The 15,368-nt window shown below is 74.5% G+C and carries 4 protein-coding genes; all 4 read left to right on the plus strand.

What is annotated here, in order from left to right; genetic code table 11:
• Positions 1-144 precede the first annotated feature (144 nt).
• The 4 genes from V1J52_RS25020 to V1J52_RS25035 all read left to right on the plus strand — a co-directional run bounded on the left by V1J52_RS25020 (position 145) and on the right by V1J52_RS25035 (position 15,354).
• Positions 145-411 carry an acyl carrier protein gene (locus tag V1J52_RS25020; protein ID WP_330142235.1) on the plus strand — a complete coding sequence of 89 codons (267 nt, stop codon included), beginning with the start codon at positions 145-147 and terminating at the stop codon, positions 409-411.
• Entirely contained in the window at positions 395-1,282 is an 888-nt protein-coding gene (locus V1J52_RS25025) for an alpha/beta fold hydrolase (protein WP_330142236.1), read from the plus strand. The genes V1J52_RS25020 and V1J52_RS25025 overlap by 17 nt, the downstream gene beginning before the upstream one ends.
• Before the next feature lie 43 nt (positions 1,283-1,325).
• On the plus strand, positions 1,326-7,838 hold the full coding sequence (locus V1J52_RS25030; protein ID WP_330142237.1) for an SDR family NAD(P)-dependent oxidoreductase: 6,513 nt from the start codon (positions 1,326-1,328) through the stop codon (positions 7,836-7,838).
• Positions 7,839-7,971: 133 nt separating this feature from the next.
• Positions 7,972-15,354 (plus strand): beta-ketoacyl synthase N-terminal-like domain-containing protein, encoded by a 7,383-nt coding sequence (locus tag V1J52_RS25035; RefSeq protein WP_330142238.1) that lies wholly within the window; start codon positions 7,972-7,974, stop codon positions 15,352-15,354.
• Positions 15,355-15,368: the final 14 nt, after the last annotated feature.

Consider the following 15,368-nt stretch of genomic DNA (forward strand, 5'->3'; position numbering starts at 1 on the left):
GGCACGCCCCGTGTCAGTGGCCACACGGCGGACGCCAGAGCGTCCGTCCTCGTTGCCGCCGCCTGCCTAGGGTCCGTCCTCGCGGGGGCGCCCCCCGCATCCAACCGGCCCGTGTGCCACCACCGAGGGAAGGGATCGCGGGGAATGCGAAAGGTTACGGCCGAGGAGGCCCAGCAGTGGCTGATCGAGAAGATCGCGCACCGGCTGGGCATCGGGCCCGCCGACGTCCCACCGGAGCAGTACTTCGACGAGCTGGACCTGGACAGCACCGAGGCGCTGATCCTCGCCGGTGAGCTGGAGAACTGGCTGGGATTCGAGCTGGGAACGACGGCACTGTGGTACCACCCGACCATCAAGGACCTGGCGGCGCACATGGCCGAGGAGAGCGTGCAGCGTGCCGCAGCCGCGTAAGCCGGGCCGGCCGGCGGTGCCCCCGGTCGTGCTGCGGCACCGCCCGCCCGGTCCCGGCGGCCACACGGTCTACGCGCTGCACCCCGGCGCCCTGCCCGTGAGCGTGTGGGGCCACCTCGCCGACGCCCTGCCCGAGCGGACCGGCCTCACGGTTCTGGACCTGGCCGGCGTGCCCGAGTACTTCGAGGCGGCGCTCACCGGTCAGCACGGCGACCTCACCGTCGCCACCCTGGTGGACCGCTTCACCGACGCCTACCGCACGGAGCGGGCCCAGGCCCCGGACGGGCCGCGGCCGACCTTCGTCGGCTGGTCCTTCGGGGGCGTCATCGCCCAGGCGATGACCGAGGCGCTGCCGGAACGCGACCGGCCCGACCGGCTGGTGCTGCTCGACAGCATCGCCCCCACCGAGGCGTACCAGCAGCCCGACGAGTCCCTGGACGCGCCGCTGCTCCTGCGCTGGTTCGCCATGTACGTGGGCGCCAAGCGCGGCCGTGCCCTGTCCCTCGGACCCGCCGGGACCGACGGCCTGGACACCGAGACCGGGCTCGTCCGGCTGCTGGACGCCGCCACCGCCAGCGGCGCGCTGCCGGCGGACACCCCGGTCGCCGGGCTGCGGAAGCTCTACGACACCTACGTCGAGGGCCTGCTGCGCAACAACCGCCTCACCGCCGGGCACCGTCCCGCGCCCGCGTCCGTCCCGCTGGTCCTCGCCAAGGCCGAGGGCAGCCTGCTCCCGCAGGACGAGACGCTCGGCTGGCCGGAGCTCGCTCCCCGCGGCCTCGCGCTCCACACCGTTCCGGGTGACCACTACACCATGCTCACGCGCCCGGACGCCGCCGCGGCCATCGCCGGGCTGGTCGGCCGCCCCTGACCGGTCCGCTCCCCCTCCTCGTCCCAGACCAGAGAGACTCGCCGTGAACTCTTCGCAGGAAACCGACATCGACCGTCGGCTCGCCCGTGACCCCATCGCCATCGTCGGCCTCTCCGCGCTCTATCCCAAGTCCCGGGACCTCCGCGCGTTCTGGGGCAACGTCGTCTCGGCCGCCGACTGCATCGACGACGTGCCCGAGGGCCACTGGGATGCCGGCGAGCACTACGACCCGGACCCCGCCGCTCCCGACAAGACCTACTCGCGCAAAGGGGGGTTCATCCCCGACGTCGCCTTCAACCCGCTGGAGTTCGGGCTGCCCCCGAACACCCTGGAGGTCACCGACGTCCTCCAGCTGCTGAGCCTCGTCGTCGCCCGCGACCTGCTCAAGGACGCCGGCGCCGACCAGCCCTGGTACGACGCCTCGCGCACCGGTGTGATCCTCGGCATCACCGGCGCCAACCAGCTCACCCAGCCGCTGACCGCCCGGCTCCAGACGCCGGTCATCAAGGAGGTCGTGCGCAGCTGCGGGCTGTCGGAGCGGGACGCCGAGGAGGTCGCGGCCAAGTTCGTCAAGGCGTACGCGCCCTGGGAGGAGAACTCCTTCCCCGGCATGCTCGGCAACGTGGTCGCCGGCCGCATCGCCAACCGGCTGGACCTCGGCGGCATCAACATGACCGTCGACGCGGCCTGCGCCAGCTCCCTGGGCGCCGTGCGCGCCGCGGTGAGCGAGCTCCTGGAGGGCCGCTCCGACACGATGCTGGTCGGCGGATGCGACGCCGAGAACACCATCTTCATGTACCTGTGCTTCAGCAAGACCCCGGCCCTGTCGAAGTCCGGCCGCATCCGGCCCTTCGACAGGGACGCCGACGGCACGCTGATCGGCGAGGGCATCGGCATGCTGGCGCTGCGCCGCCTGTCCGACGCCGAGCGGGACGGCAACCGCGTCTACGCGGTGCTGCGGGGACTGGGCACCTCCAGCGACGGCCGGTTCAAGTCCATCTACGCCCCGCGCAAGGAAGGGCAGATGGTCGCCCTGCGCCGGGCCTACGAGGACGCCGACTGCTCGCCCGCGAGCGTCGAGCTGTTCGAGGCGCACGGCACCGGTACGGCCGTCGGCGACGCGACCGAGCTGAGCGCGCTGTCCGCCGTCGTCAGCGAGACCACCGACTCCGTCGCCCACGCCGCGATCGGCAGTGTCAAGTCGCAGATCGGCCACACCAAGGCGGCGGCCGGAGCCGCCGGCATGATCAAGCTCGCGCTGGCCCTGCACCACAAGGTGCTGCCGCCCACCATCAACGTCGACCAGCCGAGCCCGGCCATCGACTCCGTCTCCGGTCCCTTCTACGTCAACACCGAACTGCGCCCCTGGATCCGCGACCCGCGGCGCCCGGTGCGCCGGGCGGCCATCTCCTCCTTCGGCTTCGGCGGCACCAACTTCCACCTCGTGCTGGACGAGCACGGCGACGGCGACGACCTGCGCCTGATGTCCCCCGTCGCGTCGGTGCACCTGTGGCACGCCCCGGACACCGGTGCGCTGGAGCGGGCCCTCGCCGACGGGTCGCCCGCCACCGGCGGACCGGCTCCGGCCGGGCACGCGCGTCTGGCCCTGGTCGCCCGCACCGAGGAGGAGCTGACCGCGCTGCGCGAGACGGCCCTGCGCGAGCTGCGCGCCCGCCGGGACGCCGACGCCTGGTCCCACCCCAAGGGCATCCACTTCCGCCGCACCGCCGTGCAGGAGCCGGGCCGGGTCGCCGCGCTGTTCGCCGGGCAGGGCAGCCAGTACGTCAACCCGGGCATGAGCGCCGTCCTGGCGCTGCCGCCGCTGCGGTCCGCCTTCGACCGGGCCAACCAGCACTTCGAGGGCGCCACGCCGCTCTCCCGTGTGGCCTTCCCGCCGCCGACGTTCGACGCCGGGGGCCGCGAGGCCCAGGAGACGGCGCTGCGGGCCACCGAGTACGCCCAGCCCGCCATCGGAGCGCTCTCCGCCGGGCAGTTCCGCTACCTGACCGAACTCGGCTTCGCACCCGAGGGCTTCCTCGGCCACAGCTTCGGTGAGCTGACGGCCCTGTGGGCGGCGGGCTCCCTGGGCGACGAAACGTTCTTCGCGCTGGCCCGCGCCCGTGGCGCCGCCATGGCCCCGCCCGCCGGGCCCGGCTTCGACGCCGGTGCGATGGCGGCCGTCTCGGCGCCCGAAGAGCAGGTCACGCGCCTGCTCGCCGACCACCCCGGCCTCGTGGTGTGCAACCGCAACGCGCCGGACCAGATCGTGGTCGGCGGTGCCGAGGACGCGGTGGAGCGGCTGGTCGCCGCGGCCGGAGCGGCCGGGACCAAGGCGTCGCGGCTGCCGGTGGCCGCAGCCTTCCACACCCCCTTCGTCAGCCACGCGGTCGACGCGTTCCGCACCCACGTCGAGGCGGCCGAGGTCCGGGAGCCGCGCGGCCGCGTCTACGCCAACACGCGCGGCTCGGTCTACGGCGCGGACGTCGCGGCCAACCGCGCGGTGCTGGCGCAGCAGCTGATCCACCCGGTGGACTTCGCCGCCCGGGTCGAGGAGATGTACGCGGACGGCTTCCGGGTCTTCGTCGAGTTCGGCCCGAAGGGGGTCCTCTCCCAGCTGGTGCGGCGGACGCTCGGTGACCGCGAGCACGTCGCGATCGCGCTGGACGGCGGTCCGGGCAAGGACTCCGACGTCGCGCTCAAGCAGGCCGTAGCCCAGCTCGCCGTCCTCGGGCTGCCCCTCGGCACGACGGACCGCTACGTGGCGAAGGCGCCCGTGCCCGAGCCCGTGAAGGGCATGACCGTCCTGCTCAACGGCATCAACTACGTCTCACCGGAGCGCCGGGCCGCCTACCGCGACGCCCTCGACAACGGCTACCGCGTGGCCCTGCCGACGGCTCTCGCGCCCGCCCCGGCCGCCGAGACGGCGCCCGCCCCGGCCGCCGAGACGGCGCCCGCCGCTCCCGTTCCGGCCGCGCCCGCGCCCGTGGCGCCACCCGTCCCCGCACCCGTCCCCCTGGAGACAGCGCACGTGGATACCGACCGCCTCGCCGCCCTGATGGGCGACCACCTCGCCCTGCACGACGAGTACCTCAACGGCCAGCTGCGACACGTCGAACGCCTCACGGGACTGGTGGAGCGCGCCGACGAGCAGGGCCGGCTCAACGAGGTGCTTCCCGGCGTCAACGCCGTCAAGGAGCACGGCCTGGCCATCGGGCGCACGCACCTGCGGGCCAACGAGATCCTGCGCGACCTCGCGCACCTGGAGTCCGGCGCCGCGCCCGCACCGGCCCGCCGGTCCGTCGAACCGCCGCCCGTGACGCCGCCGGCCCCGGCCCCCGTGCCCCGGCCGCATCCGGTGGCGGCCGCCCCCGCCCCGGCGGCCCTGCCGGCGGCTCCCGCCCCGACGCCCGCCCCCGAGCCCGCCCCCGTGCCGGTCGGTGCGCCCGCCGGTGCGCCGGGAACCGCCCCGGCCGCCGCGCCGGCCGCGGAGGCGGCTGCCACTGCGGTGGCGGTGCTGGCGCCGGTGGTGGATGGTGCGGCGGTGGAGTCGGTGTTGTTGGAGGTGGTGGCGCAGAAGACGGGTTATCCGGCGGACATGCTGGAGTTGGGCATGGACGTGGAGGCTGATCTGGGGATCGACTCGATCAAGCGGGTCGAGATCATGGGGGTGTTGCAGGAGCGGTTCGGTGCTGATGCGGCCGCTGGTCCGGAGCAGTTGGGTGAGTTGCGGACGCTTCAGGACATCGTGACGTTCATGGCGGGCCGGGGAGGGCCGGTTCCGGCCGCGGAGGCGGTTTCCGCGGTGCCGGCTCCTGCGGTGGCGGTGCTGACGCCGGTGGTGGATGGTGCGGCGGTGGAGTCGGTGTTGTTGGAGGTGGTGGCGCAGAAGACGGGTTATCCGGCGGACATGCTGGAGTTGGGCATGGACGTGGAGGCTGATCTGGGGATCGACTCGATCAAGCGGGTCGAGATCATGGGGGTGTTGCAGGAGCGGTTCGGTGCTGATGCGGCCGCTGGTCCGGAGCAGTTGGGTGAGTTGCGGACGCTTCAGGACATCGTGACGTTCATGGCGGGCCAGGGAGAACCGGCCCCGGCCGCCGAGGCCGCTCCGGCCGTCCCGGCCGCCGAGTCGGCCCCGTCCGCTCCGGCCCCGTCCGCGCAGACCCCCGGCCGCATCGGCAGGGCGCAGGCCGCGCTGGTCCCCCTGCCCAGGCCGGACAAACTCGTCGGCGCCTACCCCGAGAAGGCCGGCGTCCTCGTCGTGGACGACGGCGGGGACCTCGCCCCGGTGGTCGCCGCCCGGCTCGCCGAAGCCCACTGGCGGGTGCACGTGCTGCGCCTGCCCGGCGTCGCCGAACGCGCCTCGGGCGTCACCGACCACGCGCTCTCCGGCTGGGGCGTGACCGAACTGGCCTCCCGGGTCGAGGAGATCACGGGGGACGGCGTCTCCCTGGTGCTCGATCTGAGCACCACCGGGGGCAGAGCCTGGGCCGACGGTGTGCGCCGCCTCGCACACTCCCTGCTGGTCGCCAAGCACGTCGTCGAACCGCTGGTCAAGGCCGCGACGGGGGGACGCGCCGCGTTCATCGCCGTGACGCGGCTGGACGGCGCCTTCGGTACCGGCGGCGTGGACGAGGAGCTGGCCCCGGCCGGTGGCGTGACGGGACTGGTGAAGACGCTGGCCGTCGAGGCGCCCGAGGTCTTCGCCCGGAGCGTCGACATCGACCCCGCGCTCGGTTCCTCCGCCGCAGCGGCCCTCCTGCTGGACGAGATCGCCGACGCGGCGACCGAACCGGCGCAGGTCGGTCTCGACGGCACCCGCCGGGTCGGACTCGGCCTCGCCGAGCACCCGCTGGGCCCCGTCGGTCAGGACGTCCCGCAACTGACCTCGAAGGACGTCCTCGTCGTCACCGGCGGCGCCCGGGGGATCACGGCCGCCTGCGTGGTGGAGCTGGCCCGGCGGCACAAGCCGGGGCTGCTGCTGCTCGGCCGGACCCCGGTCGAGGACGAGCCCGCGTGGGCGAGCGGGGTCGAGGAGAGCGGGCTGAAGGCCGCCGCGGCCGCCGAGCTGAAGGCGTCCGGCGAGAAGCCGACCCCGAAGCGGGTCGAGCAGCTCTACCGGTCGGTGACCGGCAGCCGGGAGATCCGCCGGACGCTGGAGCAGGTGCGCGCGGCGGGCAGCGAAGCCCGGTACCTCGCCGTGGACATCACCGACCCGGCGGCCACCGCCGCCGCGCTGGCCCCGCACCGGGACCGCGTCACCGGCCTCGTGCACGGCGCGGGGGTCCTGGCCGACCAGCTGATATCCCAGAAGAAGGCGTCCGAGGCCGAGCGGGTCTTCGCGCCCAAGCTCGCCGGGCTGCGCTCGGTGACCGCCGCCCTGCCCGAGGACGCGCTGCGCCACGTGCTGCTGTTCTCCTCGGTGGCCGGGTTCTTCGGGAACAGGGGCCAGTCGGACTACGCGATGGCCAACGAGGTGCTCAACGTCTGGGCCGCGTCCTTCAAGCGGCGTCACCCCCGTGCCCACGTCACCTCGCTCAACTGGGGCGCCTGGGACAGCGGCATGGTCTCCGCCGAGGTCAAGGCGGTGTTCGAGGAGCGCGGCATCACGCTGATCCCGGTGGACACCGGCGCCGGGATGTTCGCCGACCAGTTCGCCGCGGACCGCGCGGACGACGTGGTCACCGTCCTCGGCCCGACCACCCCGCTCTCCGAGCGGAAGGCGGCGCCGCTGAGCGGCGCGGTCACCGTGGAACAGGACCTGACCGGCCTGCCGGGTGAACCGATCGTCGCCGACCACGTGATCGGTGACGACCCGGTGCTCCCGGCCGCGGCCGCCCTCGGCTGGATGGCTGGCGCGGTGGAGCGGGTCACCGGTGTCCCGGTGCGCCGGCTCCGCGACTTCGCGGTGCACAAGGGCGTCGTCTTCGACGGCACGCACCCCGCGGTCGCCCGTCTGACGATCAGCCCGGCCGGGACCGACGCCGCGCAGGTGGCCTTCCGCTCGGTCGGCGCGGACGGCGCAGTGCGGCCGCACTACGCCGTCACCACCGGCGCCTCGGCGCCCGCCGCCGCGGTCGTCGAAGGACTGCCCGCGCCCGGTACGGGCCGGGACGCCGCCGCCCTCTACACCGACGGCACGCTGTTCCACGGCCCGTCCCTCCAGGGCGTGCGCCGGGTGCTGGCGGAGGACCGGGCACGGCTGGTCCTGGAGTGCTCGCTGCCCCAGTTCCGGCACGCCGACGCCGCGTTCAGCGGTTCGCTGCTCGCTCCGGGCAGCGCCGACCTGCTGCTCCAGGGTGCCCTGGTGTGGGTGCGCCTGTTCCACGGCACGGCCGGGCTGCCCCTGTCGGTGGCCGCGGCCGAGCTGCACCACCCGCTGCCGGACGGCGAGCCGTTCCTGGTGGTGGTGGAGCCGGGCACCGGCACCGGCGGGGCCGGTACCGGTGCCGAACTCACCGTGACCGCCTGCGCCCGCGACGGGCGGGTCCTCACCCGGCTCGACGGCGTCAGCGTGGTCTCCGCCCCCCAGCTGGAGGCGAAGTTCCGCCGGTAGCCGTGAGCGGGGCCGGCCCCGGGCCGGCCCCGCCCCGCACCTGACGGACGTCGAGCCGGCCGGCCCGGACGGCCTCCACGGCCCTGGCCGTCCGGGCCGCGCCACCCCCTTGAGAAGGGACCCCACCGCCCCCATGAGCACTTACGCCATCGTCGGTCTCTCCTGCCTGTTCCCAGGAGCACGGACGCCCGCCGAGTTCTGGCAGAACCTCCACTCCGGGACGGACAGCCGTCGCGACGGAGGGGAGGAGGTCTTCGGCACCGTTCCCGAGGACCGGGACCTCGACCCGCAGCACGACCTCTACTGCCGCCGCGGCGGCTTCGTCACGGGGTTCGAGTTCGATCCCTCCGGCTACCTGCTGGACCCCGGTCACCTCAACCGGCTCGACCGGCTCTTCCACTGGTCGCTGCACGTGGCCCGGGAGGCGCTGCGCGACAGCGGGCACGCCGACCGGCCCGAGGTGCTGGCCCGCACCGGTCTGGTGATGGGCAACTACTCCTTCCCCACGCCCACGTCGGCCCGGGTGAGCGTGCCGCTGGCCCAGGAGGCCGTGCTGGAGGGGCTGCGCCGGGCCGGGCTGCCCGAGCTGAGCGGGCTGCCGGCCGGTGCCCCGCTGGTCGGCCCGGAGCCGCTCACCCGGGAGAACCTGCGGGTCAGCGGCTCGCCCGCCGGGGTCACGGCCGCCGCGCTCGGCCTGGGCGGCCCCCGGTACGCGCTGGACGCGGCCTGCTCCTCCGCGCTGTACGCGCTCAAGCTGGCCTGCGACCACCTGGCCACCGGACAGGCCGACCTGGTGCTGGCCGGTGCCGTGTGCGCCCCCGACCCGACGTTGATCCACCTCTCCTTCTCCGACCTGGGCGCCTACCCGCGCGACGGCTTCAGCCAGCCCTTCGACGACCGTTCCGGGGGCATCCTCACCGGCCAGGGCGCGGGCATGGTCGCGGTCCGGCGGCTGGAGGACGCCCTGCGCGACGGCGACCGCGTCCACGCGGTCATCGAGGGCATCGGGCTGACCAACGACGGCAGCGGCCGCCACCTGCTCGTCCCGCAGGGGCACGGCCAGCTCGGCAGTTACGAACGCGCTTACGCCGAGGCCGGGTTCGGAGGTGAAAGCGTCGACTACGTCGAGTGCCACGCCACGGGCACCCCGATCGGGGACGCCACCGAGGCGGAGTCCGTCGCGGCGTACTTCGGCGGAGCCGGCAAGGTGCCGCTGATCGGCTCGGTCAAGGGCAACATCGGGCACCTGCTGACCGTCGCCGGGCTGAGCAGTCTGCTCAAGGTCATCCTGGCCATGGGCGAGGGGCACATCCCCCCGACCATCGGGGTCGGGCAGCCGGTCACCTCCGAGGACGGCACCGTGGGCGGACCGGTGCTGGTCCGCACCGGCCGCGACTGGCCCGATGCGGGGGACTCCCCGCGCCGGGCGGCCGTCTCGGCGTTCGGCTTCGGCGGCACGAACGCGCACGTCGTCCTGTCCGCGCCACGGTCCCGCGCGGCGGGGGCGGACGCGGCGGGCTCGGTCCCGGCGGACGCGGACGCGGGTGCCACACAGGCGCAGGCCCCGGTCGAGGTGCCCGCACTCGACATCGTGGGCCTCGGCGCCCACTTCGGCCCGCTCGACGGCGTCGAGGCGTTCGAACAGGCGGTGCACAGCGGCGCCGACGCCTTCGGCCCCCTGCCCGAGCGGCGCTGGCGCGGTCTGGAGCAGACGAGCGGCGGTTCGCTGGAGCGGGCGGGCGTCACGGCCGGGGCGGTGCCGCACGGCGCCTTCGTGGACGACGTGGCCATCGACCCGGTGGACCAGCGGATTCCCCCCGCCGACCTGCGCACGTACAACGTCCAGCACGCCCTGGCGACCAAGGTGGCCGACGAGGCGCTGCGGGACGCGGGCTTCAGCCGGGAGGTGCCCGAGGGGGCCAGGACGCCCGCACCCCGGCGGATCGCGGTCGTCGTGGCCATGGAGACCGAGCCCTACAGCCACGCCCGCCTCACCCGCTACGGCCTCGGCTCCTTCCTGCGCCGGGAGTACGAGCGGGCCGGTCTGAGCCTCACCGACGAGCAGCAGGCCGCCCTCGCGGCGGTGGCCCGGGACGCGGTCGTCGACCCGATCACGGCCAACGAGGTGCTGAGCTACATCGGCAACGTCATGGCCAGCCGGATCTCCTCGCTGTGGAACCTGACCGGTCCGTCCTTCACCGTCTCCTCCGACGGCTCGGGCACCGCGGAGGCACTGGAGACGGCCCGGCTCCTCCTGCTCGACCCGAGCATCGAGGCCGTGCTCGTCGGAGCCGTGGACATGACCGGTTCCGCCGAGCACGCCCTGCTGGGACCCGGGGCGCCGGACGGGTCCAGCCCGGCCGGAGGGTCCGGTGCGGCCAGGCCGGCGTTCGGCGAAGGCAGCCCCGGCCCCCGCGTCGGCGAGGGCGCGGGCGCGGTCGTCGTCACCCGGCCGGGCGGCACCGGCACCCGGGCCTACGCCCGGCTGGACGCGCTGACCCTGCGGCACGCCCCCGCGGTCGACGGTGCCGTGCCCCCGGCCGACGCCGACGTCCTCGCCGGCGCCGCCGCGGCGGCGCTGTCCGCCGCCGGGGTCCGTGCCGCCGACATCGGCTACGTGGAAGCCCACGCGGGCGGCCACGGCGACGTCGACCGGGCCGAACTCGCCGCGCTGGCCCGCGTCTACCCGGCCGCCGCCGACGGCACCGCCCCGACGGCGGTCGGCAGCGTGAAAGCGCAGATCGGCGACGCCGGGTGCGCGGCGGCCATGGCCGCCCTGATCCGCACCGTGCTGTGCCTGCACCACGGGTACCTGCCCGGCACCCGGGGCTGGACCCGCCCGGCCGAGGACCTGGCCGACGCCTTCGCGGCCTCCGCGTTCCACGTCCCCGCGGCCTCGCGCCCGTGGCTGCGCGAGACCCGCGGCGACCGGCGGCGCGCGGCCGTCAGCCTCATCGGCTCCGGCGGGGCGCACGGGCACCTGGTGCTCTCCGCCGACGCCTCCCCGGCGGGCCGCCGCCCCGTCGCCCCGACCGCCTGGCGGCGGGCGGGCGGGCCCGTCCTGCTGCCCCTGGCGGCCGACTCGCTCGACGGACTGCTGGCTTCGGCCGAACGGCACCGGGCGCTGCTGGAGGACGGCGCCGACCCGTACGTCCTCGCCCGCGAGGCCGCCCCGGCGCTGCCCGGCGCCGCACTGCGCGCGGTGTTCGTCGGCGGGGACGCGGCCGACGTGCGCACCCAGCTCCGTCTCGCCGCCAAGGGCATCGCCGAGGCGCACGCGGCGGGCGGCGAGTGGGCCACCCCGGCCGGTTCCTTCTTCACCGCACGGCCGATCGGACCCGAGGGCAAGGTGGCCCTGGTCTACCCCGGCGCGTTCAACTCCTACCCCGGACTCGGGCAGGACTTCTTCCGTGCCTTCCCCGGGCTGCTCAACCGGTTCGAGGAGCAGGCGGACGAGCCCGCCCGGCTGCTGCGTGCCCACCGCCTGTACCCCCGCACCCGGGTCACGCCGGGCCGCCGGGAGCTGATGGCGCTGGAGGAGTCGCTCGGTGAGGACATCCCGTTCATGCTCGCCACCGGGACCAGCTTCGCCATCCTCTACACCGAGCTCGTCCGCGACGTGCTCGGGATCACCGCGCACGGCGGCTTCGGCTACAGCCTCGGCGAGTCGAGCATGCTGTTCGCCACCGGCGGCTGGCTGCCCGAGGGCCGCCGCGACGACCTGATCAGCGGCACGCCGATCTTCCGGGACCGGCTGTGCGGGCCGCGCCGCACCGTGCGTGAGCTGTGGGACCTGCCGCCGGAGACGCCCGACCGCGAGGTGTGGGCCACCTTCGTGCTGCTGACCGGCGCGGACCGGGTGCGGGAGGCGCTGCCCCGGCACGAGCGGGTGTACCTCACGCACGTCAACACCCCCGGCGAACTGGTGATCGCCGGTGATCCGGCGCGGTGCCGCGCCCTCATCGACGAACTGGGGTGCCCGGCGGCCCGGTCACCGGTCAACGTGGTCATGCACTGCCCGGCGGTGGACGCCGAACTCGACGGCCTGGCCGGGCTGAACGACTACCCGACCGGTTCCGTCGGTGACCTGGAGCTGTTCAGCGCCTACGACTACCAGGCGCTGGCCGGCCTCGACCGCGAGCGGACGTCCCGGCGCATCGCCCACACCCTGCGTTCCACGATCGACTTCCCCCGCCTGGTCCGCACCGCCTACGACCGCGGCTTCCGCTACTTCATCGAGGCCGGGCCCAGCGCGACGTGCTCCCGCTGGGTCCGCGACACCCTCGGTGACGCGGCCCACGTCGCCGTGCCGGTGGACCGGCGCGGAGTGCCGGCGGCCAAGTCGGTCGCCCAGCTGCTGGCGCGGCTGGTCGCCCACGGGCTGGACGTGGACCTGTCGGCCGTCCTCGGGTCGCCCGAGTCCGCTTCGCACGGCCGTCGCCCCGCCCGGTTCCGGGTGGGCGGCGGCGACCCCATGCCGGAGCGGATCGCCCAGGGCGTCCGCGAACTCGCGCGGGGGGACGGCCCGTTCACCGCTCACCGCGCCGCCCCCGTACCCATACCGCCGGAGGAGCCCGCCGCCATGCCTGCCGACCCGACCCTCGCCGACGAGGCCATCGCCTTCGACGGCGAGCCGATGTCCTTCCTGCCGTGGGCGCCCCCTCAGCCGGGTGCCGCCGGGCCCGGCCGGGAGCCGTCCGCCCGGCCCGCCGGTGAGCCCGCCGGCCGGTCCGCCGCCCCCAGTCCGGCGTCCCCCGCGCCCACGCCCGTCCCCGCGCCCGCACCCGTCCCAGCCCCCGCGCCCGCCCGCGGCGGTTCGGCGGCCGCCCAGCTCGTGGACGAGACCCGGCGCCAGATGCTGGCGACGCACTCGGTGGTCATGGAGACCCAGCGCATCCTCCAGTCGGCCACACTCGACCGCGCCGAGGCCCTGCTCGACGGCGCCGCGCCCGCCCCAGCCCCCTTCCCGGCACCCGCCGCACCCCGCCCGGCCCTCACCGCCGAGCCCGTCCGGCCCGCCGTCGCACCGGCCCCGGCGCCCGCCACCGGACCGGCCCTCGAAGGCACCGTGCTCCAGGGCGGCGGTGCGAACGGCGGCGCGGAGGGCGGCGACGGGAAGCGCGTGGTCTGGGACGAGGCGGACCTGCTGGAGTTCGCGACGGGCAAGGTGGCCAACGTCTTCGGCCCCGACTTCGCCGTCATCGACGGCTACGCCAAGCGGGTCCGGCTGCCCGCTCCCCCGTACCACTTCGTCACGCGCGTCACCGCGGTCGAGGGCACGCCGGGGGAGTTCAAGCCCGCGAAGATCACCACCGAGTACGACATCCCCGAGGACGCCTGGTACGCCGTCGACGGGGGCGTGCCCCCCGCCGTGACGGTGGAGGCCGGCCAGTGCGACCTGCTGCTGGTCAGCTACCTGGGCATCGACTTCCGCAACAAGGGCGAGCGGGTCTACCGGCTGCTCGACAGCTCCCTCGTCTTCCACGGCCCGCTGCCGCGCACCGGGCAGACCCTGCGCTACGACATCTCCATCGACCGGTTCGTCCACCAGGGCGACACGACGATCTTCTTCTTCAGCTACCTCTGCTACGCCGACGGTGAGCTGATCCTCGAACTCAAGGACGCCTGCGCGGGCTTCTTCAGCCAGCGGGAGCTGGACACTCCGCTCGGCGTGGTCATCACCGAGAAGGAGAAGGCGGAGCGGGCGGCGCTGACCCGCAAGACGTTCAAGCCGCTCGCCCACACCGACAAGACCCACCTGTCCGCGTCCGACCTCGAACTGCTCGCCCAGGGCCGGCCGGGCGACGTCTTCGGCCCCCACCACGCCCAGGACCCGGGGATCAACCCGGCCCTGCGGCTGCCCGACGAGCGGCTGCGCATGGTGGACGAGGTCGTCATCGACCGCACCGGCGGTCCGCGCGGCCTCGGCACGCTCAGCGCCGTCAAGCGGCTCCAGCCGGACGCCTGGTACTTCGCGTGCCACTTCCCCGACGACCCGGTGCTCGCCGGATCGCTCGTGGCCGAGGGCGCCGTGCAACTGCTCCAGGTCTACCTGCTGCACCAGGGCATGCACCTGACGCTGCCCGACGCCCGCTTCCAGACCATGACCGACCTGCGGATCGACGTGCAGGTGCGCGGCCAGATCACGCCGAAGCACCAGGAGATCCGCTACGAGGTCGAGGTCACCGACCTGACGCTGCTGCCGCGCCCCTCGGTGGTCGCCGACATCCTCGTCTACCTCGGCGACAAGCCCGTCATCCGCATGCGCCAGCTCGGGCTCCAGGTGCTGGAGAAGGAAGGCACGCCCTACCGGCCCGAGACCGGCGGGGTGCCCGCCTTCCTCGGGCGGCGCAACCGCTCCGGGGAACCGGCGATGATCAACGAGCTGCACCTGGCGCACGCCGCCAAGGGCGAACTGGGCATGGCCATGGGCCCGGAGTTCGACATCTACGGCGAGCAGCGCCGGGCGCCCTACATCCCCAACGGCGACTTCAAGTTCGTCGACCGCGTCATGTCGCTGAAGGGAACCCGCGGCGATCTGGGCCCCGGCTCGGAGATGGTCACCGAGTACGACTCCGACCCGGACTCCTGGTACTACCGCGAGAACTCCCACCCGCACATGCCCAACTGCGTGTACATGGAGTCCTCCCTGCAGGCCGCCATCTTCCTCGGCTACTACCTCGGCGCCACCCTGAAGAAGCCCGAGGAGGAGTACGCGATCCGCAACCTCGACGGCCGGGCCACCCTCGTCAAGGACGTCGACCTGCGCGGCAAGACCATCCGCCACCACTCCAGGCTGCTGATGACCAGCGCGGTCTCCGGCGCGGTCCTCCAGAACTTCGCCTACGAGCTGTCCGCCGACGGCGAGGTCTTCTACACCGGCGAGTCGCTGTTCGGCTACTTCAGCGACGCGGCCCTCGCCAACCAGGCCGGCCTCGACAACGGCGCCTACGTGGCGCCGTGGCTGGAGCGGGAGAAGCCGGACGCCGCCCGCGTCCGCACGGTGGTGCTCGACGAGGACGCCCCGGCCTTCACCGATCCGGCCGGTGGCCACCTGCGCCTGCCCGGCGGCCACTTCCGGCTGGTCGACCGGGTCGACCTCGTCGCCGACGGAGGCCGCCACGGCCGGGGCTACCTGCACGGCCAGCGCGTGATCCGGCCCGACGAGTGGTACTTCGACCGCCACTTCCACCGCGACCCGGTGATGCCCGGCTCGCTCGGTGTGGAGGCGGTCCTCCAGGCCCTGCGGCTGTTCGTCATCGAGGAGAAGCTCGCCGACGGCTACGAGCGGCCGCGCTTCGCGACGGCGACCGGCGTGGAGACGAGCTGGAAGTACCGCGGCCAGATCCTGCGGAACGACGGGGAGCTGGCGTTCGACGTGCACGTCAAGGAAATCCGCCGGGAGGACGACCGCCTGCTCGTGATCGCCGACGCGGACCTGTGGAAGCCGGGGCTGCGCATCTACGAACTGGTCGACGTCGCCATCGAGGTCCGACCCGATTCCGGCCGTGCCTGACGGCCCTCCGCGCC

This window comes from Streptomyces solitudinis (genome assembly GCF_036323765.1).
Lineage (GTDB): Bacteria > Actinomycetota > Actinomycetes > Streptomycetales > Streptomycetaceae > Streptomyces.